Here is a 21,820-nt window from a genome sequence, read left to right as displayed (position 1 = left end):
CAAGAGTTATCAAAGCAGGGATTTTTAGAGATTTCTGTAATAGAGCGATAGTAGCAAAATTATCTATCAAATAAATGAGCGAAATCGGTCCATTCTGCACGTTTTCCCTCTCGTTTTACTGCGTTATCATAACGTTGTAAGGACGACCAAGAAGAATGTAAAGAGACGCGTTGAATTTGAGGGATAGAATAACCGTCTTCTGCTAGCCGCGTAATTCCCTCATGTCGCAATGAATGAAAACAAAAATTTCCTTTGAATGATTGTATTGCTCGGCTGAAATTTGTACCAATGCTTGCTGCATTCACTGGTAAAAGTAAAGACTCATCACCGCCAGCAATTAGCATACGCTCACGAACTTTTGACTCAAGCAATAGATCAATAATCTGCAAGGCAGAATTAGTAATATGAGCTACTTTATTATTTCCTTTTGCACCGTGCGGCGATTTTACATCGCGAACCAACCACGATTGGGCAGAGCGATTAAAATCCGATAAACGCAATCGTACGAGTTCGCCACGTCTTCGGGTAGAGTATACGGCTAACCAAACGATCAGATGCATCGGGATTAGCGAACGACCATACTTCCATTGATGGGCAAAAAACGCCATCAGATGCTCAAAATCTTCATAAGACGGGAGCACGTCGCGCACACCTGATGCTTCAATCATACGAGTTTTAGACAATCCATTGAGCGCACGGTCAAACTCGGCTAAATCAACATCTATATTCCATGATAAATCAGCCGCCGTTAAAACCATCCTGATTAGCGACAAATCTGCTTTTACTGTAGAGGCTGCAACAGGATGCTCAAATCCATCAATATCACCCGCTCTACGTTGTCTAGCAAACTCAGATATTAATGACCTAGAGAGTGATGAAATAGGTATATCTGCAATTGGCATACGTGCAATTGAGCGCAAGCCAAAATTAACTGAGCGAGCGTAATTCTTGCCGTTTTCCTCTAAAAATCGTTCAATTGCTGCGCCAAGCGATAACGAACTTTTACGCACGCCAAGCATAATCTCTGGGTTTTCCTCGATTTCAAGCAGGCGTTTACGCTCCCAAGCGATTGCAGTAGCTTTGGAAGAAAAGGTCTTACTCTCAGAAAATTTAGGAAAGCCAGAAATGTTTTTGCGAATTTGCACTCGATATCGTATATTTCCTTTCTTATCTTTGCGCGTAACAATACTCATACTTTCCTCCAAGCTTATGGTGCAAATGCACCTAGAAAAATGGTGCAAATATTGTGCAATAAAACTGCAGAAACACGCAATAAAACTGCCTAATATTGACAAATATAGCAGAAAGAAATTAGATAAAAGCAAATAAAAATGAATGAGATAGAAATAAATTCAAATAAATCAATATCGCATAGATTTTGTGTAGCGCCGATGCTGGATTGGACTACGCCAGAATGTCGGCGGTTGCATCGCCTTTTTTCGCCACATGCACGTTTGTATACAGAAATGGTAACGACAGGTGCAATTATTTATGGCGATAAAATGCGTCATTTACGGCATTTTGTTGATGAACCTTGTGCATTGCAATTAGGCGGTGGTAAGCCAGAGGAGTTGGCAAAGGCAACTGCAATGGCACAGGCGTTTGCATATCAGGAGATTAATTTAAATGTCGGTTGTCCTAGCGATCGTGTGCAAAATAATCAAATTGGCGCGTGTTTAATGGCAGATGCGCCATTGGTCGCTAAGTGTTTATCCGCAATGCAGAGAGAAAGTGATGTTCCTGTTACGGTTAAGCATCGTTTAGGGATTGATGAACAAGATGAACGGCAGATTTTTGATTTTGTGGATTGCTTGTTACAAGGCAGTTCTTGTCGGGTTTTTATTGTGCATGCACGAAAGGCATGGTTGCAAGGGTTAAGTCCAAAAGCGAATCGAGATGTTCCGCCACTAAATTATGAATTGGTTTATGAGTTAAAACAGCGTTTTCCGGAGGCGACGATTGTTATTAATGGTGGGATTGAAACAATCGAAGCGTGTGAAAAGCATTTGCATTATGTTGATGGCGTGATGCTTGGGCGTGCCGCTTATAAAAATCCTGCCATTTTATTATCTGCTGAATCACTTTTTAATACTAAATCTTTGACTGAAGAACAGCTTATTCCTGTTTTAACACAGGAGATAAGCCAAGCTTTAGAACGAGGGGAGCGATTAAGCGATTATGTACGTCATTTATTAGGAATGTTTGCTGGTCAAAAAGGGGCAAAGCAGTTCCGACGAATATTAAGCGAAGAAGCGCGTTTACCAGAGGCGGGAATAGAGATTTGGCAAAAAGCGGTTGCTAGAGTTATTTTATAGATTTGAGAATTATTCTTATTTATGACAAATTTATAGCAAAAAAAATGATAATTTTAAAATTAGTCGCTTAGGTTTTTACACTTTCGATATGATTAAAAACACTATATAGTGTGCTTTCTTTTTGTTGCATATACTATATATTGTGTTTAAAGGGATTGCTATGAGTGACTCGGGAACAATTCAGGTAACTAAGCGTGATGGGCGTAAAGAGAAGCTGGATTTAGATAAAATTCATCGTGTAGTTAATTGGGCAGCCGAGGGGTTGCGTAATGTTTCTGTTTCACAGGTGGAGATGCGTTCGCACATCCAGTTTTATGATGGTATTACGACCAAAGCAATTCATGAAACGTTGATTAAATCTGCTGCTGATTTGATTTCTGAAGAAAATCCCGATTATCAGTATTTAGCCGCGCGCTTAGCCATTTTTCATTTGCGTAAAATTGCTTTTGGACAATATGAACCGCCACATTTATATGCACATGTCAAAAAGCTGACCGAAGCTGGTAAGTATGATGCACATATTTTGCAAGATTATACGCCAGATGAGTTTGAAATTTTAAATGTGCATATCGACCATGATAGAGATTTGAAGTTTGCTTATGCGGCAGTAAAGCAAATGGAAGGTAAGTATTTGGTGCAAAATCGCGTAACAAAGGAAGTTTATGAGAGTCCGCAATTTTTGTATATGTTGGTGGGAATGTGTTTGTTTGCGCGCTATCCTAAAGAAACCCGTTTAGATTATGTGAAGCGTTTTTATGATGCAGCTTCTACTTTTTTATTGTCTTTGCCAACACCAATCATGAGTGGGGTGCGTACGCCTTCTCGACAGTTTAGTTCTTGTGTGTTGATTGAATGTGGCGATAGTTTAGATTCTATTAATGCGACTACTTCTGCGATTGTACGCTATGTTTCTCAGCGTGCGGGGATTGGTGTAAATGTTGGAAGAATTCGGGCGGAAGGTTCTGCTATTCGTAATGGTGAAGCAAGACATACGGGTTGTATTCCATTTTACAAACTTTTTCAAACAGCAGTGAAATGTTGCTCTCAAGGTGGCGTACGAGGCGGTGCGGCAACGCTCTTTTATCCGCTTTGGCATTATGAGGCTGAAGCGCTACTGGTATTAAAAAATAATCGTGGCGTAGAAGAAAATCGGGTTCGTCATATGGATTATGGCGTACAAGTAAATCGTTTGTTGTATACGCGCTTATTGAAGAAAGGCAACATTACGCTATTTTCACCGTCAGATGTGCCAGGTCTTTATGAAGCATTTTTCGCCGACCAAACAGAATTTGAGCGCCTTTATGAACAATATGAGCAAGACGATAGTATCCGTAAGCGAGTGGTTCCTGCGGTGGATTTATTTTCTTTGATGTTGCAAGAGCGCGCTGGCACGGGGCGTTTATATATTCAAAATGTTGATCACTGTAATACTCACAGTCCGTTTAATCCAGCATTAGCGCCTGTACGTCAGTCTAATTTATGTATGGAAATTGCACTGCCTACTAAGCCTTTAAATGATTTGCATGATCCCAATGGAGAGATTGCTTTGTGTACGTTATCAGCAATCAATCTTGGTGCTTTTGAACGTTTGGAAGATATTGAGCCAGTAGCCGAGCTGATTGTTAGAGCTTTAGATGCGCTATTAGATTATCAAGATTATCCAGTGGAAGCTGCTCGCCGAGCGACAATGAATCGCCGTACTTTAGGCGTAGGCGTGATTAACTATGCCTATTTTTTAGCAAAGAATGGAGTTCGGTATTCTGATGGTAGTGGGTTAGCGTTAACGCATCGGGCATTTGAAGCCATTCAATATTATTTGCTAAAAGCCAGTAATCAATTAGCGAAAGAGTATGGTGCTTGCCCAGCATTTAATGAAACTACTTATGCACAAGGTTTGCTTCCAATTGATACGTATAAAAAAGAACTAGATTCCATTTGCCAAGAGCCATTGCATTTAGATTGGGAGGCATTGCGTGCACAAATTAAAGCACATGGCTTAAGAAACTCGACGTTAACCGCATTGATGCCTTCTGAAACTAGTTCGCAGATTGCCAATGCTACTAATGGTATTGAGCCACCAAGAGGATATGTCTCAATAAAAGCCTCTAAGGATGGTATTTTGAAACAAGTGGTTCCAGAGTTTGAGCGTTTGAAGCATCAATATGAATTGTTATGGCAATTACCAGAGAATAAGGGCTATTTAGAATTAGTTGGTGTAATGCAAAAATTTGTTGACCAATCTATTTCTGCCAATACTAGTTATGATCCTGCAAGGTTTGCTAATGGAAAAGTTCCTATGCAGCAACTGATTAAAGATTTATTACTGACTTATAAGTTAGGCATTAAAACCTTGTATTATCACAATACGCGTGATGGGGCATCTGATAAACAAACCGACCTTGTTGATGAATGCGCTGGCGGCGCTTGCAAAATTTAAGGAATAGTAAAATGGCGATGAAAAATTATTCAACTTTCGTTCAAAAAAAGAATGATCCTTTAAAAGAACCAATGTTTTTAGGTCAGCCAGTTAACGTGGCACGCTATGACCAACAAAAGTTTGAAATTTTTGAAAAGCTTATTGAAAAACAATTGTCTTTTTTCTGGCGACCAGAAGAGGTGGATGTTTCGCAAGATCGCATTGATTATCAAAACTTGCCAGAGCATGAAAAGCATATTTTTATTAGTAATTTAAAGTATCAAACTTTATTGGATTCTATTCAAGGGCGTAGTCCAAATGTGGCATTATTGCCTTTAGTTTCTATTCCTGAATTAGAAACATGGATTGAAACTTGGGCATTCTCTGAAACCATTCATTCTCGTAGTTATACCCATATTATTCGCAACATCGTCAATGACCCCGGTGTAGTATTTGATGATATTGTAGAAAATGAGTATATTCAAAAGCGGGCAGCAGATATTGCAATTTATTATGATGATGTGATTGAGTATTCTCAGCATTATCTTTTATATGGTGAAGGTACTTATATTTGTAATGGTCGTGAAATTGTTGTGACCAAAAGAGAATTGAAAAAGAAAATTTATTTATGCTTAATGTGCGTAAATGTATTGGAAGCCATTCGCTTTTACGTTTCTTTTGCTTGTTCTTTTGCTTTTGCTGAAAGAGAATTGATGGAAGGCAATGCAAAAATCATCAAACTGATTGCGCGCGATGAGGCTTTGCATTTAACTGGCACACAGCACATGATTAATTTAATGCGTGATGGGCAGGATGATTCTGAAATGGTAAGTATTGCTAAGGAATGCCAAGAAGAATGTCAGCGCATTTTTACTATTGCAGCAGAGCAAGAAAAAGAATGGGCAGCTTATCTCTTTAAAGATGGCTCAATGATTGGACTAAACCGCGATATTTTATGTCAATATGTAGAATATATTACCAACCTTCGGATGAGCGCTGTTGGATTAACACCTGCATTCCCAAATAGTACGCAAAATCCTATTCCTTGGATAAATGCTTGGCTATCTTCAGATAATGTGCAAGTGGCACCTCAAGAAGTTGAAATTAGTTCTTATCTTATTGGTCAAATTGACAGTGAAGTCAATTTAGATGATTTGGATGAGTTTGAACTGTAATTATATATCTTGCCTGAATGTAATAACGCTATTTTTAAATAGTATTATTACTTTTTATTGTTAAATTGAGAATGCCATTATGCCTATTATTGAAATTAATGGAAAAACGCTTTATCCCCGAGAAAGAGAGACCATTTTAGAAACGCTTGAGCGAGAGGGATATTGTGTAGAGTATCAATGTCGGCAAGGATATTGTGGGAGCTGTCGATTAAAATTCTTACAAGGAGAAGTGGCATATCTTTCATCTCCATTGGCTTATGTTCGCGCAGATGAATTATTGAGTTGCTGTGCTATTGTCAGAAAAGATTTAAAAATAGTTTCTGAAATATTTGAATTATCTACTGTAGAAACGGGTATTTACTATCCTAAAAATCAAAAAATGCTTTCTGAAAAATCAGTGTGATATCAAAAAAAGTAAAAAACACTCTTGTCATGAAAAAGAATATCGCTATAATGCGCATCTCTCATAAAGAGATGGATGCTTAGCTCAGTTGGTAGAGCAACGCCCTTACAAGGCGTGGGTCATAGGTTCGAGTCCTATAGCATCCACCACGCGGAGTGGTAGTTCAGTTGGTTAGAATACCTGCCTGTCACGCAGGGGGTCGCGGGTTCGAGCCCCGTCCATTCCGCCATTTTTTATTTCTCTTTAAGTTTCTTTCTGCGGAGTGGTAGTTCAGTTGGTTAGAATACCTGCCTGTCACGCAGGGGGTCGCGGGTTCAAGTCCCGTCCATTCCGCCATTTTTATATTCATATCACTTTATTGCCTAAAAATTCAAATATTGAATACAGACCTTAAATAAGGTTAGATCTTTCAGACGTTTTTGATAAATTTTCACTACTAATAAAAAAAATGATATTTTGATTTTAATATATAGTTAAATCAGTCAAAAGTCATCTCAATCCAAAGCGTATAAAAGAATAAAGTATCAATACAATCCATCCGCCATTCTTTGTGTACTTACTCCAAGCCCACATCTTTTCAATGGGATTTAAGTCTGGACTATAGCTAAACTCCTTTAACTCGCATACATTATTAGATTATTTTCCTTACTAAGTTAATACTTTCGGCTTGTCAATTTGTATGCTAACCAAATCTATTTAGCTATATAGGGCGGTAACCAAAGTATCTCATGCTCATGCTTTTCAATGATTACTTGAATACCACTGCGAGACCTTTGCAAAACCCTAAAAACCCACTAATCTTTCTCTTGAGCCGATACAGAGGAAAAAAACATGACAACCTTCTTCCAACAAAGCACCAAAAGCATCATTGCCAAACACATCGATTGATTTCCTTTACTCAAGCTTCAAGCCGTTATTGACTGGAATCCCATACGCCAAAGCCTGCAACAATTCCGATACCGTCAGGAACATAGCGGACGCCCACCTTATGAACCATTAGCGATGTTTAAAGCTATCTTACCCGGGCAATAGCACAGCCTCTCAGACCTAGAGCTTGAACACAGCCTTGTTACCCGACACTCTAGGCTACAAAAAATACGCCCTGACAGACCAAGACGGCTACATCGAACAGCTGCACTTCAGCAGCGCTAACGAGCATGAAAGCCAACACCTTGAGGCATTACCAGAAAACCTAAACGCAGGTACAACTGTCTATGCCGGCAAAGGCTACAGCAGTCAAGCAAACCGCCAACGCTTACGAGAAAAAGGATTAAAAGACGACATAATGGAAAAAGCCAGCAGAAGCCAATCGCTGAGTCAAGCACAGAAAGCCCGTAACAAACTACTGTCAAAAATGCGCTATGTTATAGAACGAGTCTTTGGGGTATTATATCGTAAGTTTAGCGGCAAATGCGCGAGCTGAGACCTTTGTAAAATTCCGTTTTACACGAATTTTTACCACTAGCAGAAAATTCAACACTCTGATTTTAATATATTTCTAAAATTTGAAAAATTGAAATTTCTCTATTTTTAGGGGGTTTTGCAAAGGTCCCGGGCTAATCAGGGTAGAGGGGCAATGCCATTTAAAAGCCATCTGCCTGAACCTGCTCTAGACCGGGAATAAGATTCATATGGAGTATTGCGCCTAAATGATGCAATACGAGGCTGAAAAGCCTCAAAAAAGGAATTTTAAGAGAGAAATGCTCAAAAATTTCCAATTTTTTAAAATAAGTTCTAGACTAACAGGTTGTTCCTGCTAGTCTAGAGCGTTCAAAATTCAAAAAATTGAACTTTTCCTATTTTGTCGGATTTTACAAAGGTCTCCATTTACCAAAATATTCAGATATGCCTCGTCACAGACATCCCACCCTTATTCGATATAACATTGCTTCAAGAGTCAGTCTTAAATTGGGCTTGTCATAGACGTTTATTTGACGCAATATAATGCGTAGCTTGATACCTTTGCAAAAAAACATAGAATAGAGAAATTTCAATTTTTCGATTTAAAAATATATTAAAATTATGGTGTTAATTTTTCTACTAGTAGCAAAAATTAGTGTAAAACGGAATTTTGCAAAAGTCTCAGCTTGTGCCAATATTCATCTTTGAGTATGGTTTGCGTCATAGGCAGTGCTTTGTGTTTTTGTTGTAGTAAACATGAATGTGAGGCGTTGCTTATCTTTTTTCAATTCCTGAATTCTATACAGACTCTATAGCCAACTTCCCCAAAAAATGCATACAGCGTTAACTCAATATTCATTTTGAAAACAGTCTTCTATCAAAAAGTACCGTATGTATTTTTTTGGGCTCAGCTATATGATTTCTCTCCAAACCGTTTTCGCCATATTCTGGGGCTGATGTGGTATTTGTGTTTGAAATGCTGACGCAGGGCGGTGGCGGAGTGGAAGCCTGATTGGTTGGCGATGTGTTCGATGGTTAAGTTTGTGCTTTCCAGCAGCTCGCGCGCGTGTTGTAGGCGAATTTCGATTAGCCATTCGGTGAATGCCATGCCTGTGGCTTGGCGAAAGTGGCGGGTAAAGGTGCTGCGGCTCATGTTCAGGCGGTCGGATAAGGCGTTGATGCTGTGGTTTTGTGTGAGATTTTGTTGAATGCTTTCAATTAGTTGGTTGATGTTTTCGCTGGCGGTAGGGCGGGCGATGGGGCGTTCTAAAAACTGGGCTTGTCCGCCTTCTCGATGCGGCGAAACCACCAGCACGCGCGCCAATTGGTTGGCGATTTTTACGCCATAAATCCGCCGCACCAATGCCAAACAGCAATCCAGCGCCGCTGCTGTGCCTGCGGAGGTCATCACTTGCTCCTCTTCGATATAAATTGCGCCAATATCCAGATGAATGTGCGGGAAACGCCGTCTGAAATCCGCTTCGCCCAGCCAATGGGTGGTAGCTTTTTTGCCGTTTAAGATACCGCTATACGCCAGCGGATATGCGCCGTAACACAGCCCAACCATCAACGCGCCACGCTGATAGGCAGCTTGAAAAGCCTGCTGCATGGCAGGGCTTGGGGCTTGGGCGAGGTCGTGCCAACCAAAGCAAACGACAATATCTGCCGCTTCAAGCAGGGATAAATCGCCGTCTGCTGGCACAGAAATGCCTTGTTCGCCGTAACAATCTTCCTGTTTTTCCGCTACGATGTTTAGATGAAACAATGTGTTATCCTCTATCGCCAACGAAAACACGCGTTGCGGTATGGCAAATTGAAATGGGTTAAATTGCGGATGCAAGACTAAGGCGACTTGGGGCGTGGTCATCGTTTTTCTTTTGGGTGGTGTTGATGGTGATTGGCTGGTTTGGTCAAAATGCTAATGATGTGTTTGTTATTTTCTTTGCAATGGTTAATTAGGTTTCAGACTGACTTGTTTATTTTTGATTTAATAAAATAATAAGGCAAAATAAATTCGATATTTTTTGTCTCACTATTTTAACAATGGTTTTCAGGTAGCCTGAAGCGTATGTTTTTCAAACCATAATACAAATTATTACGTTAAAAATTTATGTTTTTGAGTTTGCTGAAAGTTTATTTGTATAAGTGATTTTATTATTATCTAGCTTAATAAAATGATGGTCTGCTAAATACTGTACTATTTTGGTTACTTCTTGATCACTGCATTTTATATGTGCTTTAATCGTGTTTTGCAAGGACTTTAATTTATTAGGTCTTTTATTAGAAGCAACAGAAAGTGCAGCAACCACTTTTTGCCACACACTTTGATCAGGATAATCGCTATTTTCTACCGATGGTGAGGGCAATGCTTCAGAGAAAGGCGGATATTCTATTTTTCCTTTATTCTGACGAATTAAATTCTGTTCTCTTAAATGACGAGCAAATTTCTGAATGCTGTGAATATCTGTATCCAACCCAAAAACACTTGCACGATTTTGTACGGCTGCCCGAAAATCAATAAATGATTTAGGTTTGATATGTAAGATATAACGCTGAATTTTCAATAAAATATCATCATTGCTTATATGATATTTAATATAACCTTGCTCGCTAATAGCAATTAAGTTATATGCTTTTAGCTTATTGATCACAAGATTGATAATTTTATCTTGTTCTTCTTCTGATTTATCAGAGAATAAATCTTTTAATATGTATTTGCGTAAATTTTGCTGTAAATTATTCAGCCGACTGGGGTGAAAAGCATTAGGTGCGCGCAACGCTATTAAGGTGGTCTGAAAATAGGGTGCAAGAGACTGATGATTCTCCTTAACTTCAATATTTTTTATATCAGTATCGCTTGCAGTAAAATCAATTTCTATACTCTTTTGGCATATCATTTCCTGCCGCACTTTTTCAACGCTATCTAATCTAATAATACTCTCTGCATTTTGATTAGCTAAAATATGTTCGACTAATATATCATAACCGCCATCTTTAGATAAAATACCAATAATTGCTTTAGGATCAATCGCGGTGATTTTCCCCAAATAATAGCTTAGATAAAAATCTAAAGCATTTTTGCCTGCTTTTTGCAATCGTATGATATGAACACGCTCGCCAAATCGAAGTAAGGATTGAACCAGTTCAATAGGTAAGGCTTTATGATTATAGTCAAATCAGCTAAAAAACAGAACGTTATCTACCGCCAGAATGGCTAGATAAGGGCTATAGGATGTTTTGTTTTTTAGCTGATCGCACTATAACACCTAAAAATAACCAAATATGCGTTTCTTTTTCCGACACTTGATCCAAATTTTTTGGCTGAATATTTTCAAAATCAATTAAAAGGTGTTTCATTTATACTTCCTATTATGAAATAGGTAAAAATTTTGCTTGCAGCAGAATTCTTTTTTCTTTATTCATCAGTATGTAAATACACAATCAGGCACTTCTTGTGCATCAATTTCAACAATACTTCTTTTATCCAATGGTGTATTTGGGTGATTTTTTTCATAAGTTTGCCAAATGCTTTTATCGTATTCATTGGCCATCACGATATGAAATCCCGCTTGTTCAAAGCCCAAATCTAATCCGCCCGCCCCTGAAAATAAACTCAGGATATTCACAAACATACTCCAAAAATATCTATTTTTAACAATTTCTTAGCGATAATTATAACACGCTCAACACGCTCCCTAAATGAAAATCTACCCGGAGAGTTTTCAGGTAGCCTCTATTCATCAGGCTATCGGAAAAAACCAAGCGCGGTTATTTTTGACCTGATTTTTTCGCTTTTTGGAGAATCGGTCAATGTTTTTGTTTTGTGTGGGTAGGCACAATATGCTTCGTTGTTTATTCACTGTATTGAAGGAATTTTTGATGAAAAAAATCATTGCTACCGCTGCCATTAGCGCCACCCTTGCCACGCAAGCCTTTGCCGCCGATAGTTATCAGCACATTCGCAACGCCACCGCCAAAGTGGAATATGCGGGCGAAACTTTTTTGATTGATCCGATGTTAGCGGATAAAGGGGCTTATGCGGGCTTTGAAGGCACGTTGCACAGCGAGTTGCGCAATCCATTGATTGATTTGCCAATGCCTGCGCAAGAGGTGTTCAAAGGCGTGGATGCGGTGGTGGTTACGCATACGCATTTGGATCACTGGGACGAGGCGGCGCAAAAGCTATTGCCTAAAGATTTGCCGATTATCGTGCAAGATGAAAATGATGCTAAAGCCATTCGCAATCAGGGTTTTAAGAATGTTCGTGTGCTGGCAGGCAGCCTGAAAATTGGCAATGTTACCTTGAGCAAAACGGGTGGTGCGCACGGTACGGTAGCGATGTATGAAGTCGAACCGCTGGGCGACATTCTGGGCGATGCGATGGGCGTGGTGTTTTCCGCTCCCGAACACAAAACGGTGTATGTGATGGGCGATACGCTGTGGACGGCGGATGTGAGCAAGGCACTGGAACGCCACAAGCCTGATGTGCTGGTGATGAATACGGGTTCGGCGCGCGTGAATGCCTTCCCCAATGACGGCATTATTATGGGCAAAGAAGATGTGGCGCATGCCTATCAAGTTGCTCCACAAGCAAAAATCATCACGGTACATATGGATGCGGTCAATCACGGTGCGGTCAGCCGCAAAGATATGCGCGAATTTGTGCAAGAAAATCGCTTGAATGACCGAGTGAGCGTACCTTATGATGGTGAAAAGATTGGGTTTTAATAGGATTAAGAAACAAACAAAAATATACGGCATTTTTCTTTTTGATTGAAAAATGCCGTATATTTTTTTCAGCTGTTTTAACTTATGCTACTTGCTTGCTGCTGATAATTTTGCCCTGAAAAATTGGTTGAGCTGATCGCTAATTTGACCTACATATTCAGGTCTCCAGTAGGTGTCGATGTGGCTGGCGCCGTCGATGATGATTGCTTGTTTGTCCGTTGTACCTGTGGCTTTTTGTATTGCTTCATCAGTCATATATTTGGTGTCGGCGTTGCTGCCCGCTATCATAAGTAGGGGTTGGTCGATGAGGTCGGCGTGGTCGGTGGCGTCAAAGGTCGTTAAGTCTAGTAGGCTGCTGGTGGTGTAACGTGGGGTGGCGTTGGGGTGGTAGTGGGTTTTTCCATAGTATTCAAAGCCTTCTCGGTAGAGTCCTGCGGGCATTTTGTCGATGTCTTCTTGGGTGATTTTGCTTAAATCGGCGTTGGCACTGTATTCCACGTCGCCTTGCGCTTCTTTGCTGCGTGCCTCAGCGGCTTGTTGCAAGCGTTGTTGAATGGTGCTGATTTGGCTGTCGCCAAGGCCGTTGCGGCGTACAAGGCCTGTGTTAAAGATGCTCACGGTAGCGACGGCTTTGATGCGTTTGTCGCTTTGGGCGGCTGCTAGGGTGTAGCCTCCGCCGCCGCAGATGCCTAGCGCGCCGATGTGGTGGGGGTCTACGCCTTGGAAGGTTTGAAGGAAGTCCACCATGCCGTGGATGTCGTTGATGCGGTTAAAGGGTTTGTCGGTTTGCCGTGGTTCGCCGCCGCTCGCGCCTTGGTAGGCGGCATCAGCAGCGATGGTGATGTAGCCTTGTTCGGCGAGTTTTTGTGCGTACAGCCCTGCGACTTGTTCTTTGACGCCGCCGTTGGGGTGGGCGACGGTGATGGCGGGGTAGGTTTTGTTGGGGTCGAAGTGAGCGGGGGTGTAGACGTTGGCAGCGATGGTGATGCCGTTGACGGTGTATTGCACGGGGTGAATGTTGACTTTGCCAGTTTCATTTTGGCTGATGGCGTCGGCATAGACTAAGGTGTATGGGTTGTCTTGGTAATTGATGGGGTTGGCTATGCTCTGTTCTCCTAGGAAAAATATTGATGCCAATAGGGTGGAAAAAATACGGATGGTGGTTTAAAAAGTATGCTGAGTAATTTCTGTAAAAAAAATATCTATATAATATATTGAAATTTATATATTTTATTATTGTTGAAATTATTAAGTCATAGTCCAGCATGCTTTCCAAACCACTACCTGATTTTCTAATTCTAAATTATTTTTTTAAAAAATATTTAGCTATAGCGCTGCTTTTTTGCTAGCAAAGACAGAAAGCATCAGTTGAATGATGATAATTGCGGTCATTGCATGAATAGGCATTTGCCAGTTTCCCGATAGTTGATAAAGATATCCGATAGAAACTGGTCCTACAGAGGCAATAAGATATCCAACGGTTTGCGCCATTCCAGATAATGCAGCAGATTGTGCAGCATCTTTTCCACGAATAGCAAAGAGCATTAGGCAGAAAGTAAAGCTAGCACATCCGCCAATGCCTAGTAAGGTGGTGGAAAGCCACATAAGGGAAGTGGGTGCATACCAAAGCATGATAAAACCGACTAAGATGAATAAGCAGGAACTTGGCAGAAGATAGCGAATGGAAAAGCGTTCGGCAAGCGGTGCAAGCGCGAGCGCTGTTGGAAAGGCGACAAATTGAAAGATTGTGCCATAGCCACCAGCTTGTATTTCTGAAAAACCACGGGCAGAGATGAGTGCAGGTAGCCAGTTGGCTAGTGTGTAGAACATCATAGATTGTAAACCCATATAGATGCTGATTTTCCAAGCTAGAGGGCTTTTCCAAATGTTGCCTTGCCATACAGGTTTTTGGGGTTGTTCAGATGTTTTTTGATTTTGAGGGCGGGTTTGTTGTCCAAGCTTCCACCAAACAATAAAGGCTGGAATAACGGTTATTCCCCAGATACCTAGCGCAGTTTGCCAATTAAACCAGTGTGCCATAGGAACAGCAACGCCAGATGCGATAGCAGAACTAAGGCTAAAGGCAAGCATTTGTAAGGCGGTAAGGCGTTCAACGTATTGTGGGCGATGATGGCGGATAACCGAAGATAGCAAAACGTTACCAACCGCAATACCCGCACAAAGGATGAAGGTTCCGAGCAAAACACTCCAAATATTGCTAAAACTGGAGCGGACAATGCAACCTATGCCAATAATGATTAGACTGGCTAAAATGGTTTTTTCTGCGCTGTAGCGTCTAGCCAGTGTGGCAATAAAAGGCGAACAGATTGCAAAGGCAAACACGGGTAAAGTGCCTGCTACGCCCATCATGATTGGTGTGGTTTGCAGGGCTTTTTGCACAATTTCAATGACAGGTCCTACTGCAATAATGGCTGGACGTAAGTTAATGGCTAAGAGAAAGACTGCTATGGCAAATAGTGTGGTTGAAATAGTAGAAGTTTTTTGTGAAGTCATATCAACGCCTAAAGGTATTGGATGAGGGGAGATAAAAAGAGGTTATTATCGGCTTTCTTTTTATCTTGATGTTAAGATAAAATTTACTATATAAGGTTTTTATCTTGAGGTAAAGAAAAATGTCTGATCATGTCGATTTTATTTTGACGCAATGGCAGGAAACGATGCCAGAGCTAGATGCCGAGCCTATGGCGTTAATTGGGCGACTTTTACGATGCACTGCTTTGGTACAGGTGCAGTTAGAGGAAGTATTTGCAAGTTTTGGTTTAACCGCAGCAAGTTTTGATGTATTGGTAACTTTACGTCGCTCTGGAGAGCCTTATGTGTTATCGCCAACGGATTTATTCTCTGCTTTGATGGTCACTTCTGGCACGATGACTGCGCGTCTGAAAAATTTAGAAAGTAGAGGATATATTTGCCGCTTATCTAATCCAGAAGATGCGAGAAGTACGCTAGTTCAATTAACAGAATTAGGAAGAGTCTTGATTGAGCAGGTGTTAGAAAAGCATGTAGAAAATGAAAAGCAGCTGGTATCTCTGCTACAACCAAAGATGCGAAAGCATTTGGATGAGGGATTATCACAATGGTTAATGACTTTAGAGGATATAGCAGGGCTTCCTAAAAATGCATACCGTAATTAGAGATAGGATGCGGTTTTCAAATTGAATATTGGATTAACGTTGTATGCATTTTTGGGAAGTTGGCTATAAAAGTAGTAGTAAAATTTGATTTTATAAATAAATTAGTATGAGTTTGTTATGAAAAATAAAATTTAATGAAAGCAAAGAAATGTTTATTTGGAATTTTGCTAGACTATACACTTCTGTCTAAAACAATATTCGTAATCTTTGTATCTGCTTTTTTATGCTTGCCGGGATTGTAATTTTTATATAGGAGTTCTGTTTATGCGCGCTGTGATTTGGGCGATTTTACCCGTTTTGGTACTGACAGGGTGTGTAACTCTCAAAGAGAATGGACCTGAAGATAAACCGTCTGCTTCTTTTGTAGCGAATCCTGCTATTCCATTAGATGAGCAAAAAGCGCTTTTATTAGCGCTAGAGGTCAATGATTCTAAGGTAACTTTGCCGCAGCCGCTCGATTATGTTACGGCGATGCAATATGTAAAGCAGCATTCTCATGCTTTGGCGGCAGAACGAGCGGCTTTGCGTGCGCAAGAGTTGCAAGCAGAGGCTTTAAATGATTTACACCAATCGATGATATTTACCAGTGCAAATGCAGGACGATATCATTTGGCGGCGGATGTGGGTACAGCAGAATTGCGTAATCGCTTAATTGCTACGGGTACTTCTTTAAATGAGGCTTTGGGATTGTTGGCAGGGCAATTGTCGCCAAATGTAGCATCGGCTTTAGGGCATTTGCCTTCTGCTCAAGCAATGGCAGAGCGTTTGCCTGAGCATATTTCGGTTTCTAAGTCGGATAATTTTTCTCGTGCCAGTGTTGGTGCGTTATTGCCTCTTTATACGGGAGGGAAAATTGATGCTGTGCAATCTTTTGCTAAAGGAAGGGCGGATGTGCAAAGGGGCAAGGTGTTGGAAACGGAGTCTCAATTATTGCGCTTATTGGCAGAGCGATATTTTTTGGTGCAGCTGGCAAAAAGTGCGGTGGCGGTTCGTGAGGATGCTTTAGATGCGGTTAAAGCCCACGATCATGCTGCGCAAAGAATGTTGGATTTAGGGTTGATTGCTAAGGTAGAGCGTTTGCAAGGAGCGACTGCTTTGGCGGATGCAAAGTATCAATTAGAAAAGGCAAAAGATGATTTGCGACTGGCAGAGCGTGCTTTAGCGGCGTTATTAGAAGGAAAAGCGATTTTCCCAGTGAGTGCATTATTTGTTGATCATCGTCCGCTGCCTTCATTAGAGGTTTTTCAGACTAAGGCATTGGCGCAATATCCTGCGTTTGCCAAAATTGCTGCTAAACGTGAGCAAGCAAAAGCAATGAAGAGGTTATCTGATTCTGCTTGGAAGCCGACGGTTGCAGCGTTTGGTTTGCATGAAGTGAAAAGACATTCGCCAGATTGGGTGGTTGGTGTGACTGCGCAATGGACCATCAATAGCCCCGTTAACCGTCGTAAAATGCAAGAGGCGGCTGAGCAAAGTTTAACGCAGGTGGATTTGGTTGAGGAACAAGCCATTCGAGATGTGAAATTATTGGTAGAAAAAGAGTGGTTGGCCGTTAATGATGCGAGAGCTAGATTTGATAGTTTGGCTGAACAAGTGAAACTGGCGAAAGAAGTGGTTCGTTTACGCAATGCTGGATTTAAGGAAGGGCTCAATACGGTGATTGAACTTAATGATGCTGAAGCCAATTTAGCTAAGGTGCGAACAGAGCGCGCACAAGCGGCTTATCAATATGTTGTGGCATTGGCTGGCTTATTAGAAGCAAGCGGAGAAGATGAGCAATTAGCGACTTATTTGGCAGAAGCAGATACGCATATTGATGAAGCGTCTTGGTAAGGCAAAGAATGAAAATCGTAAAAGCATTCGTAGGATTAGGAATTTTAGTAGGGTTGGCTGCTGTTATGGTTTGGGGCTTTCGAGAAGCGACGTTGCCACAGCCAGTGGTTTTACAAGGACAGTTAGAAGCGCAATCGACAAATATCGCGTCAAAAATTTCTGGTCGGGTGGCGGAGGTTTTTGTTACTGAGGGGGATCAGTTAGTAGTAAATTCTCCCATTCTTCGTATGGATACGCCAGAAATTGATGCAAAGGTAGCTCAAGCCAAAGCAGCACGTGATGCTACTGAAGCCATCGCTAAAAAAGCGGAAGCAGGGGCGCGTCCTCAAGAAATTCAAATGGCTTATGAGCAAATGATGCGCGCAAAAGCAGGATTGGAAGTGGCGCAAAAAACGTATCAACGCGTCCATACGTTGGCCAATGAAGGACTGCTGAGTCGGCAAAAAAATGATGAAGCTAACGCGCAATATCAAAGCGCACAACGTCAATATGAAACGGCTCGCGCGCAATATGAAATGGCGAAAGAGGGTGCTAGAAAAGAAGATATTGCAGCTGCACAAGCACAAGCACGCCAAGGACAAGCGGTGGTAGAAGAAGCAATGATTGCTGAGGATGAGGGAACGTTAAAAAGTCCTGTTGCTGGCGAAGTATCTGCTGTTATGCCCAATGCGGGAGAAATTGTTGGCAAAGGTATTCCTGTTGTGGTTTTGGTCAATTTAGAAGATCAGCGCTTAGAGCTTAATGTGCGCGAAGATTATTTGCAGTTTTTTGCGCTAGGAAGCGAATTTGAAGGTCAAGTGCCAGCGTTAAACGGACGTAGTGTTCGATTTAAAGTGTATGCCAGTGCGGTTTTACCTGATTTTGCGACGTGGCGCCCGACGCGTAGTGATGAAGGATTTGATATGCGGACGTTTTTAGTAAAAGCGCGTCCGATAGAAATTATCCAAGGTATGCGTCCAGGGATGAGTGTTTTAGTGCCATTGCCTGCGCATTCTTCTGTAGAGAAGGCTTCAATCAATCATCCAGCAACAGCTGCGAATCAGCCATAATGATACGAGCGTTATGGCGCATTTTTTGGCGCAGTGCTTTTTTAGAAGGTCGTGCATTATTAAATAATACGACCGACCGCATTATGCTAACGTTGCTGCCTGCCTTAGCGGTGGGGTTCATTTGGTACTCATTTTCTAGTGCACAAGTGCATGCTTTGCCGATAGGCGTTTTAGATCAAAGTCATAGTCAATTATCTCGCCAATTAACGCGAATGGTAGATGCTTCGCCAAATGTTCGGATAGCGGCACAATTTGCGAATCAGCAGGAAGCAAAAGCCGCTTTAAAAGCCGTAGAGGTATTTGCCGTATTGGTGATTCCGCGTGATTTTGAGCAGCATATTTTACAAATGCGACCGTCTCCCGTTGTTCTGCAAGTAAATGCGCAATATGGAACACACTCAGGCATTGTTCAGGCGGGCGTATCAAGCGCAGTCCGAACGTTTTCTGGCGCAATAGAGCAAAAAGTCCGCATTAAATTGGGATTAACGCCAGTTTTATTTCCCATTAAGCCCGACCCTAAAATGGCATTTAATTTGGCAACGAATTATCAACAATTTTTGGCGGCAACGATTATTCCTGCACTGTTGCATATTTTAGCAACCGTCGTTGGCGTTTCAGCCATTGGGCGTGAACTGCGGGATAAAACGTTAGGACATTGGTTTCGAGGCGTTTGTGGAAAAGAGAAAATCGGGCGGTTTTGGGCAATGTTAGCCGCTTTAAATGGTAAGTTATTTTGGCAGATGTTAGCGTTTACCTTTTGGAGTTTGTTAACGTTAATGCTGATTGAAAATGCGGAAAAAACAACGCTTCCATCCTTATTGATTACGGCTTTTAATTTATGGATGATGATGTTGGTTTCTTTATGGCTAGGCGTCATTCTCACAACAGGCTTAATGTCAATGCGAATGGGATTATCAAATGCTGGAATTATTACAGCTCCAGCATTTGCTTACTCTGGAATGACTTATCCCATTGTTGCTATGCCTAAAGGGGCGCAAATCGTTGCAGAAATGCTACCACTTACCCATTATTTACGCTTACAAGTAGCGCAAATGGAAACTCATGTGCCTTGGCAATCTGCTTTGTCAACGACCTTCGGATTTTTAATCGCGGTTTCAGTCATGGCAATACTTTCTATTTTGCTGACATTAAGAGCATTAAATAGACGACATCGGTGGGGAACACGATGAAAACAATACAGTCTTCCTCATCACAATCCTCTTTTCCGCATCGCTTTTGGCGGAGCTTCTTGGGGACAATCAAAGCCGTATTTACGGATATGGGGGTGCTTCTTATCATGGTATTAGCGCCCTTAATTTATGGTGCTTATTATCCATGGGCATATAGCAATCAAATTGTTCGCCATATTCCAATAGCAATTGTGGACCATGACCATAGTACGCTATCGCGTCAAATTATTCGATTTGTTGATGCCGTTCCCTCCGTAGAAATACAAGTATTACCGAGCGAACGAGAAGCGCGTCAAGCCTTATTAACAAATGAAATTATGGCATTTATGGTCATTCCAGCCAATTTGCAGCAGCATTTAAGTCAAGGACAAGAAAATGTTGTCAATATGGTGGGAAATGGCAGCTATATTCTTGCCAGCAAATATGCTCAGCAAGGAATTGCAGAAGCGGTTGGAACAGTATCGGCAGGAATAGAACTCAAGCAATTAGCCGCTTCGGGAATTGGTAGAGAAATGGCGAATGCGATTCGAGATCCAGTACCATTAAAAATCAATCCCTTACACAACCCAAATGAAGGCTATGGCAGCTACGTTGTGCCCGCCGTTGCTTGGCTGATTTTGCAGCAAACTTTGCTGATTGGATGCGCCATGTTAATAGGAACGTGGATTGAGCGTGGAAGCGCGCATGTTTCTATGCGAATTTGGTTTGCGCGAATTGTAGCTCTAAGTCTGATTCATTGGTTTATTTGCTTAGGCTATACGGGCTGGCTGTTTACGCTTTGGAGATATAGTCATGGCGGAAATCCATTAGGTAATTTGTTACTGATAGGGATATTTTCGCCTTGTGTGGCAATATTAGGCTGCTTAATTGGACTGGTGGTTGCAGATAGAGAGCGGGCAATGCAAGTGTTAATTTTTAGTTCACTTCCGATTTATTTTGTTAGCGGATTTTCTTGGCCAGTACAGCAATTACCGCCTATTTTACAGGGAATTCGTTGGTTATTTCCGAGCACTTCAGCGATTAACGCTGGTGTGAATTTTAATCAGCTAAATGCACCTATCAGAGATAATATTCAATATTTACTCGTTTTGGCGATAATAACGATGATTGGCTTTTTACTGGTGTGTTGGCGAGGGCGCCCAAGCAAGCAATAAAAAACGCCGCAAAAATGCGGCGTGAAAACTCAATAAAAATTAGTTTGGCAAAATGATTTTAGGACCGCTATCTTCTGTTTCTACCTTATCAATATCTACAGAAAAATGTAGCGTAACTCCCGCTAAAGGATGGTTACCGTCAATGGTAACGTGTTGGTCATTGATATCAGCGACAAATACCGTTAGTGGACCATTAGGCGTTTCAGCAGTTAATGGCATACCAACCGCTAATTCTGGAATATTGGCAAACTGTTCGCGCGGTAATTGTTGAACTGCTTCTTCTAAACGCTCACCATAAGCCTCGGCGGGTGCAATAGTGACATCAACGTGTTCACCAGCTTCTTTGCCCATTAGAGCATTATCTAAACCAGGGATGATTTCACCAGAACCAGCGGTATAAGCTAGAGGTTCGCGACCTTCTGAGCTGTCTAAAACCTCACCGGCATCATTGGTTAAGGTGTAGTGAATATGAACTTTATCGCCTTTTTTTATCGGCATAAGATTTCCTTTTTGAAACAAAATCAGGTTTTGAGGGTAACACGTCTGTCTAGCAAAGGCGAATTTTTATCTAAGGTTTAACAGCTAACGATTAAGAAAGGAATAATTTAAAGTAATTTCTAAGCCGCCTATGCGGCGGGGAACAGACAAATGGTCTATCGCGCAGAAAATAAGATTTTCTAAGCCGCCTATGCGGCGGGGAACACAATGCCATCTGAGTTAAGAAATTGGTTGGTTTTCTAAGCCGCCTATGCGGCGGGGAACACAATGCCATCTGAGTTAAGAAATTGGTTGGTTTTCTAAGCCGCCTATGCGGCGGGGAACTCGAATTTTATTCGATTTGATGCACTTGCCACAAGGGTTTTAAAGGTTTTTTGTTGGTTGACCTTTTGTTTTTTTGCTTGTTGCAAGTATTTGTTTTTTATTCGGTTGTTAAAGAGCGGGGAAAAAAGGGTTTTATGATCAAAAATGATTGTTTGGATTATAGCTGAATGGGGGTTAGC

Annotated in this window: 18 protein-coding genes, 3 tRNA genes and 2 pseudogenes; 14 read left to right on the top strand and 9 right to left on the bottom strand. The window is 41.3% G+C overall.

The window, feature by feature from the left end:
* Window positions 1-59: 59 nt before the first annotated feature.
* Window positions 60-1,193: a site-specific integrase gene (locus tag A5N85_RS04530; RefSeq protein ID WP_072576162.1), complete on the bottom strand. Its 1,134-nt coding sequence runs from the start codon at window positions 1,191-1,193 to the stop codon at window positions 60-62.
* Between the two features lie 138 nt (window positions 1,194-1,331).
* Here A5N85_RS04530 and dusA point away from each other — a divergent pair, with 138 nt between their 5' ends.
* The 8 genes and pseudogenes from dusA to A5N85_RS16430 form a co-directional block, all read left to right on the top strand.
* Window positions 1,332-2,315 (top strand): tRNA dihydrouridine(20/20a) synthase DusA, encoded by a 984-nt coding sequence (gene dusA / locus A5N85_RS04525; protein WP_072576161.1) that lies wholly within the window; start codon window positions 1,332-1,334, stop codon window positions 2,313-2,315.
* A 160-nt stretch (window positions 2,316-2,475) separates the two neighbouring features.
* Window positions 2,476-4,752, top strand: a complete 2,277-nt coding sequence (nrdA, locus tag A5N85_RS04520) for a class 1a ribonucleoside-diphosphate reductase subunit alpha (RefSeq protein ID WP_072576160.1) — start codon at window positions 2,476-2,478, stop codon at window positions 4,750-4,752.
* A gap of 17 nt (window positions 4,753-4,769) precedes the next feature.
* The gene (nrdB, locus tag A5N85_RS04515) at window positions 4,770-5,906 is read left to right on the top strand and encodes a class Ia ribonucleoside-diphosphate reductase subunit beta (RefSeq protein WP_115306179.1); all 1,137 of its coding nucleotides are present in this window, start codon (window positions 4,770-4,772) and stop codon (window positions 5,904-5,906) included.
* A gap of 79 nt (window positions 5,907-5,985) precedes the next feature.
* Window positions 5,986-6,309, top strand: a complete 324-nt coding sequence (yfaE, locus tag A5N85_RS04510; protein WP_072576158.1) for a class I ribonucleotide reductase maintenance protein YfaE — start codon at window positions 5,986-5,988, stop codon at window positions 6,307-6,309.
* Window positions 6,310-6,382: 73 nt separating this feature from the next.
* Window positions 6,383-6,458, top strand: a tRNA-Val gene (locus A5N85_RS04505).
* Window positions 6,459-6,461: 3 nt separating this feature from the next.
* A tRNA-Asp gene (locus A5N85_RS04500) sits at window positions 6,462-6,538 on the top strand.
* A gap of 30 nt (window positions 6,539-6,568) precedes the next feature.
* Window positions 6,569-6,645: transfer RNA gene (locus A5N85_RS04495), tRNA-Asp, on the top strand.
* A 495-nt stretch (window positions 6,646-7,140) separates the two neighbouring features.
* Window positions 7,141-7,711 (top strand): annotated as a pseudogene (locus A5N85_RS16430) (transposase); the annotation flags it as partial.
* A 906-nt stretch (window positions 7,712-8,617) separates the two neighbouring features.
* Here A5N85_RS16430 and A5N85_RS04480 read toward each other — a convergent pair.
* The 4 genes and pseudogenes from A5N85_RS04480 to A5N85_RS04470 form a co-directional block, all read right to left on the bottom strand.
* Window positions 8,618-9,577, bottom strand: a complete 960-nt coding sequence (locus A5N85_RS04480) for a GlxA family transcriptional regulator (protein ID WP_072576156.1) — start codon at window positions 9,575-9,577, stop codon at window positions 8,618-8,620.
* Window positions 9,578-9,818: 241 nt separating this feature from the next.
* On the bottom strand, window positions 9,819-10,853 hold the full coding sequence (locus A5N85_RS04475) for a PIN domain-containing protein (protein WP_245936072.1): 1,035 nt from the start codon (window positions 10,851-10,853) through the stop codon (window positions 9,819-9,821).
* 82 nt (window positions 10,854-10,935) lie between these two features.
* Complete coding sequence (locus A5N85_RS16915; protein ID WP_281268153.1) at window positions 10,936-11,067, bottom strand: hypothetical protein; 132 nt, start codon at window positions 11,065-11,067, stop codon at window positions 10,936-10,938.
* Between the two features lie 80 nt (window positions 11,068-11,147).
* Window positions 11,148-11,342: pseudogene (locus A5N85_RS04470) on the bottom strand (DNA cytosine methyltransferase); the annotation flags it as partial.
* A 247-nt stretch (window positions 11,343-11,589) separates the two neighbouring features.
* Between A5N85_RS04470 and A5N85_RS04465 the strand changes: the two are divergent.
* Window positions 11,590-12,438 carry an MBL fold metallo-hydrolase gene (locus A5N85_RS04465; RefSeq protein WP_072576155.1) on the top strand — a complete coding sequence of 283 codons (849 nt, stop codon included), beginning with the start codon at window positions 11,590-11,592 and terminating at the stop codon, window positions 12,436-12,438.
* Between the two features lie 87 nt (window positions 12,439-12,525).
* Here A5N85_RS04465 and A5N85_RS04460 read toward each other — a convergent pair whose 3' ends face one another.
* Both A5N85_RS04460 and A5N85_RS04455 read right to left on the bottom strand, forming a co-directional pair.
* Window positions 12,526-13,575, bottom strand: coding sequence for an alpha/beta hydrolase (locus A5N85_RS04460; RefSeq protein WP_211268073.1), 1,050 nt, complete (start codon window positions 13,573-13,575; stop codon window positions 12,526-12,528).
* A gap of 189 nt (window positions 13,576-13,764) precedes the next feature.
* Complete coding sequence (locus tag A5N85_RS04455; protein WP_072576153.1) at window positions 13,765-14,952, bottom strand: CynX/NimT family MFS transporter; 1,188 nt, start codon at window positions 14,950-14,952, stop codon at window positions 13,765-13,767.
* Between the two features lie 119 nt (window positions 14,953-15,071).
* Between A5N85_RS04455 and A5N85_RS04450 the strand changes: the two genes are divergently transcribed.
* The 5 genes from A5N85_RS04450 to A5N85_RS04430 all read left to right on the top strand — a co-directional run bounded on the left by A5N85_RS04450 (window position 15,072) and on the right by A5N85_RS04430 (window position 20,819).
* A complete protein-coding gene (locus A5N85_RS04450; RefSeq protein ID WP_072576152.1) occupies window positions 15,072-15,593 on the top strand; it encodes a MarR family winged helix-turn-helix transcriptional regulator in 522 nt (173 codons plus the stop codon).
* A gap of 264 nt (window positions 15,594-15,857) precedes the next feature.
* The gene (locus A5N85_RS04445; RefSeq protein ID WP_072576151.1) at window positions 15,858-17,426 is read left to right on the top strand and encodes a TolC family protein; all 1,569 of its coding nucleotides are present in this window, start codon (window positions 15,858-15,860) and stop codon (window positions 17,424-17,426) included.
* Window positions 17,427-17,434: 8 nt separating this feature from the next.
* Entirely contained in the window at window positions 17,435-18,475 is a 1,041-nt protein-coding gene (locus A5N85_RS04440) for an HlyD family secretion protein (RefSeq protein ID WP_072576150.1), read from the top strand.
* The gene (locus A5N85_RS04435; protein WP_072576149.1) at window positions 18,475-19,665 is read left to right on the top strand and encodes an ABC transporter permease; all 1,191 of its coding nucleotides are present in this window, start codon (window positions 18,475-18,477) and stop codon (window positions 19,663-19,665) included. The genes A5N85_RS04440 and A5N85_RS04435 overlap by 1 nt, the downstream gene beginning before the upstream one ends.
* On the top strand, window positions 19,662-20,819 hold the full coding sequence (locus A5N85_RS04430) for an ABC transporter permease (RefSeq protein WP_072576148.1): 1,158 nt from the start codon (window positions 19,662-19,664) through the stop codon (window positions 20,817-20,819). Before A5N85_RS04435 ends, A5N85_RS04430 begins: the two co-directional genes overlap by 4 nt.
* Before the next feature lie 39 nt (window positions 20,820-20,858).
* Here the strand turns inward: A5N85_RS04430 and A5N85_RS04425 are convergent, their stop codons facing one another.
* Window positions 20,859-21,317: an FKBP-type peptidyl-prolyl cis-trans isomerase gene (locus A5N85_RS04425; RefSeq protein ID WP_072576147.1), complete on the bottom strand. Its 459-nt coding sequence runs from the start codon at window positions 21,315-21,317 to the stop codon at window positions 20,859-20,861.
* 308 nt (window positions 21,318-21,625) lie between these two features.
* On the bottom strand, window positions 21,626-21,820 hold a 195-nt coding region (locus A5N85_RS16040), incomplete at its 5' end, for a hypothetical protein (protein WP_211268072.1).

This window comes from Suttonella ornithocola (assembly GCF_001889065.1).
GTDB lineage: Bacteria > Pseudomonadota > Gammaproteobacteria > Cardiobacteriales > Cardiobacteriaceae > Suttonella_A > Suttonella_A ornithocola.
Note: the sequence above shows the minus strand (reverse complement) of the source record. Positions and strands in the feature narration are given on the sequence as shown.

Excerpts from the sequence above, each read along its gene's own strand:
- A5N85_RS04530 (WP_072576162.1), bottom strand. The coding sequence starts at position 1,193 with ATGAGTATTGTTACGCGCAAAGATAAGAAAGGAAATATACGATATCGA.
- dusA (WP_072576161.1), top strand. The coding sequence starts at position 1,332 with ATGAATGAGATAGAAATAAATTCAAATAAATCAATATCGCATAGATTT.
- nrdA (WP_072576160.1), top strand. The coding sequence starts at position 2,476 with ATGAGTGACTCGGGAACAATTCAGGTAACTAAGCGTGATGGGCGTAAA.
- nrdB (WP_115306179.1), top strand. The coding sequence starts at position 4,770 with ATGAAAAATTATTCAACTTTCGTTCAAAAAAAGAATGATCCTTTAAAA.
- yfaE (WP_072576158.1), top strand. The coding sequence starts at position 5,986 with ATGCCTATTATTGAAATTAATGGAAAAACGCTTTATCCCCGAGAAAGA.
- A5N85_RS04480 (WP_072576156.1), bottom strand. The coding sequence starts at position 9,577 with ATGACCACGCCCCAAGTCGCCTTAGTCTTGCATCCGCAATTTAACCCA.
- A5N85_RS16915 (WP_281268153.1), bottom strand. The coding sequence starts at position 11,067 with ATGAAACACCTTTTAATTGATTTTGAAAATATTCAGCCAAAAAATTTG.
- A5N85_RS04465 (WP_072576155.1), top strand. The coding sequence starts at position 11,590 with ATGAAAAAAATCATTGCTACCGCTGCCATTAGCGCCACCCTTGCCACG.
- A5N85_RS04455 (WP_072576153.1), bottom strand. The coding sequence starts at position 14,952 with ATGACTTCACAAAAAACTTCTACTATTTCAACCACACTATTTGCCATA.
- A5N85_RS04450 (WP_072576152.1), top strand. The coding sequence starts at position 15,072 with ATGTCTGATCATGTCGATTTTATTTTGACGCAATGGCAGGAAACGATG.
- A5N85_RS04445 (WP_072576151.1), top strand. The coding sequence starts at position 15,858 with ATGCGCGCTGTGATTTGGGCGATTTTACCCGTTTTGGTACTGACAGGG.
- A5N85_RS04440 (WP_072576150.1), top strand. The coding sequence starts at position 17,435 with ATGAAAATCGTAAAAGCATTCGTAGGATTAGGAATTTTAGTAGGGTTG.
- A5N85_RS04435 (WP_072576149.1), top strand. The coding sequence starts at position 18,475 with ATGATACGAGCGTTATGGCGCATTTTTTGGCGCAGTGCTTTTTTAGAA.
- A5N85_RS04430 (WP_072576148.1), top strand. The coding sequence starts at position 19,662 with ATGAAAACAATACAGTCTTCCTCATCACAATCCTCTTTTCCGCATCGC.
- A5N85_RS04425 (WP_072576147.1), bottom strand. The coding sequence starts at position 21,317 with ATGCCGATAAAAAAAGGCGATAAAGTTCATATTCACTACACCTTAACC.